The following is a 3,098-nucleotide window of genomic DNA, read 5'->3' as shown; positions in this document are numbered from 1 at the left end:
CCTACCGGGGCACGGTCACCTCCCGGTTCCTGCACACCACGGAGAAGATCCTGGCCGCCGCCCGCAAGGCCTGACGGCCCGTACGGCGCCCCGGAACGGGCCGGGCGGCACGGCCGGAGCACCCCGCCCGGGCGGCCCGGAACACGCGGAACCGCCCGGCCGGAAAGGGCGTCTGGACTGCCGTGACGTACGAACCCCGCGCCCGTGCACGGCGTGATCTGGACAGCCCGAGTCGGCCGCGCCGACAATTTGGCCATGACGACTCCTGAGCTCCCCACCGGCGCGGCCGGTCCGACCGGCGCGGTCCGACCCTCCGACGCCGAGCGGGACCAGGCGCTCGGGGTGCTGCGGGACGGCGCGGGCAGCGGGCGGCTCTCGCACGACACCTTCCTCGGCCGGATGGACATCGTCCTGCAGGCCACCAGCCGCGGCGAGTTGGACGCGGCGGTGGCCGGGCTGCCCACCGGCGGGCCGGTCGAGCGCTTCGTGCTGCGCACGGTCGGGCGGGCGTCCGCCTTCGGCGACCGGCTGGGCCGGGCCTGGCGCACCGAGCGGCTGCCGGGGCTGAGCCTGCCGCAGGCCGGGGCCGGGCAGTTGACGATCGGCCGGATCCCCGGTTCGGGACTGCGGCTGCACGACGCCTCGGTGTCCCGGCGCCACGCCGAACTGCGGCACGAGCAGGGCGGCTGGGTGCTGTACGACCTCGGCTCGACCAACGGCACCCATGTGAACGGGCGCCGGATAGCGGGCGGCGTACCGGTCCGCCCGGGCGACCAGGTGCGGTTCGGGAACCTGGAGTTCCGGCTCGCCGCGTTCTGACCGGCGTTCCGCGCCCGCGCTCCGGATCAGTGCGGGAACTGCCGGGGCGGCCGCCGGCGGGGCAGCTCGTCCTGGAACTCGGCGATCACGGTGGCGATCTGGCGGGTCAGCACGGTGTGCTCCAGCCGGTCCAGGTACCGGTTCCCGGCGGCCAGCGCCTCGACCGTGACGCCGAAGTAGAGCGTCATCAGCGGATTGACGAAGAGCTGCTCGTCCTTGGTGCGCTCGGTGAAGCGGACGTCGCCGAACTCGCCGCGCAGCGCCGCCGCCACCGAGCCGTTGACGATGCTGGGGTGGTCCGGGAAGGCGGCCCTGGCGTGCTCGACGGCGTCCAGGTAGAGCACGCCCTCCCGGCTGTCGCGCGGGATGGAGAAGGCGCCGAGGTAGCCGCCGGCCCGGTCGATCGCGGCGAGGTTCTCCAGCACCAGGGAGTGGTTGACGCCGTGGTAGGCGTCGATACCGAAGCCGAGGCAGGCGACCAGCCGCTCGGGCACCTCGGACAGGCCGGCCACCGCGCCCAGGCTCGCCATGTCCTCCTCGGGGGTGCCGAGTCCGGCCTCGTCGCCGCGCATCAGGATGTCGGTGCCGCCGTCGACCAGCAGGATCGCGTCCACGCCCAGGCGGGCGACCAGCGCGCGGTAGGCCTCGCGCAGCGGCTGCACGCCCACCGTCGGGAAGGCCCACACGGTGTCGGGCATGCCGTGCCGGTTCAGCCAGCGGGCCAGGGTGCGCTCCGGGAAGTAGCCCTCGGGGGCGGCGGTGTCCGGCCCGATCCGGGCCACGTCGGGCTCCGCCCAGACGTCGAGGGGCAGGCCGTAGAGGTGGGTGAAGGAGAGGTTGGCCAAGTGCACCTCCTTGCCCGCGGCCCGCAGGGCGAGGGCGATCGGCAGCCCCGCGTACACGTCGAAGCCGCCGCCGGCTCCGGCGATCAGGATGCGCTCGGCGGCCAGCAGCCGGGCGATCAGCGGTGGTTGCAGCAGAGAAGTCACCGGCGGACGGTAGCAGGGCGGTATCGGGACGGCGGCGCCGGAGGCCCGGGCGTCGCACCGGAGGCCCGGGCGTTGTCGGCGGCGGGTGCGAGGATGCGGGCATGACCGAGGAGACGGTTCCCACCCCCGACGTGCTGCGCGAAGCCCAGGAGCGGGCCCGCGAGTTGATCCGGTGCGGCTTCCAGGAGCCGGACGAGATGGCCGAGTCCCTGGTCGAGCACCTCGACGACCGGGGGCTGACGCAGGAGGAGGCGGAGCGGATCCTCGCCCCGCTGTGGACCGAGCGACTGGCCGAGCAGGCGGCCTGGCCGGAGACCACCGACGTGGACCGGCTGGCGGACGCCTTCGACGCGCTGGAGGACCGGGGCATCGTCGCGGCGATGGACTTCACCTGCTGCGCGGGCTGCGGCTACGCGGAGATCGGCGGCGAGGCCGGGACGGACTCGGTCGGCTTCGTCTTCTTCCATCAGCAGGACACCGAGGCGGCGGCCGCCGGGCGGGGGCTGATGCTGCGCTACGGCGGGTTCCGCGCCGGGGAGGAGACGGCCGAGGTGTCGGAGCGCCGGACGGTGGAGGTCGGGCGGGCGGTGGTCGCCGCACTGGAGGCGGTCGGGCTTCCGGCGGAATGGGACGGCTCGCCGCACACGGCGATCCGGGTCGCCCCGATGGAGTGGCTCAACCGCCTGCCGGGGTAGGCGCCGGGGAGCGCTTCGTCGTGGCGGGGCGCTTCGTCGTGGCCGGGCGCTTCGTCGTGCCCGGGGCGGTCAGTCCCGCTCGATGTGCACTTCGGCGTAGTGGTCGTCCTTGTTGGTCTTGCGCAGGGTGATCCTGACGCCGCCGACGGAGGTCTCGGAGTCCTTGGTGGCGGTCTTCCTGTCGTCACCGACGGTCACCTCGGCCGAGTTGTCGCCGATGTGGCCGACGGTCATCCTCATCGGGTTGTCGCCGCCGAAGACCTTGACGGTCTTGGTGCCGTCGGCCTTGTCGGTCTTGATGCCGACGGTGCACTTGTGGTCGTCCAGGCAGAGGGCCACGCCGCCCTCGCAGGCGGTCAGTCCGGCGCCGAGCACCAGGACGGCGCCGGCGACGAGGAACGCGGGGCCGCGTCGGAGGCGGGTCCCGGGGCGGGTGCGGTGCGGGCCGGGTGTGCTGCGCGCTGTGGTCATGCGGTCGACGGTAGTGCGGCGGGCACGGCCCGCCATCAGCCGTCGGCGTGACGCCTTCCCTGGTGCGGCCCGGAGCGGCCGGGGCGGCCCGACCCCGAGAGCGATGGGTCGAATCCCCTAGGGG

At 74.3% G+C, this 3,098-nt stretch carries 4 protein-coding genes; 2 read left to right on the top strand and 2 right to left on the bottom strand.

What is annotated here, in order from left to right; translation table 11 throughout:
• Positions 1-255: 255 nt before the first annotated feature.
• Complete coding sequence (locus ACIQOV_RS34800; RefSeq protein WP_401054848.1) at positions 256-819, top strand: FHA domain-containing protein; 564 nt, start codon at positions 256-258, stop codon at positions 817-819.
• A 26-nt stretch (positions 820-845) separates the two neighbouring features.
• On the opposite strand, the gene ACIQOV_RS34795 is transcribed toward ACIQOV_RS34800, so the two are convergent.
• The gene (locus ACIQOV_RS34795) at positions 846-1,808 is read right to left on the bottom strand and encodes a DUF1152 domain-containing protein (protein ID WP_401054847.1); all 963 of its coding nucleotides are present in this window, start codon (positions 1,806-1,808) and stop codon (positions 846-848) included.
• A 101-nt stretch (positions 1,809-1,909) separates the two neighbouring features.
• On the opposite strand from ACIQOV_RS34795, the gene ACIQOV_RS34790 reads away from it, so the two are divergent.
• Complete coding sequence (locus tag ACIQOV_RS34790; RefSeq protein WP_387689314.1) at positions 1,910-2,503, top strand: DUF6891 domain-containing protein; 594 nt, start codon at positions 1,910-1,912, stop codon at positions 2,501-2,503.
• 69 nt (positions 2,504-2,572) lie between these two features.
• On the opposite strand, the gene ACIQOV_RS34785 is transcribed toward ACIQOV_RS34790, so the two are convergent.
• Complete coding sequence (locus ACIQOV_RS34785; protein ID WP_359896962.1) at positions 2,573-2,974, bottom strand: hypothetical protein; 402 nt, start codon at positions 2,972-2,974, stop codon at positions 2,573-2,575.
• Positions 2,975-3,098: the final 124 nt, after the last annotated feature.

Source organism: Kitasatospora sp. NPDC091257, assembly GCF_044757675.1.
GTDB lineage: Bacteria > Actinomycetota > Actinomycetes > Streptomycetales > Streptomycetaceae > Kitasatospora > Kitasatospora lactacystinica.
This window is presented reverse-complemented; position numbering and strand designations above follow the sequence as displayed.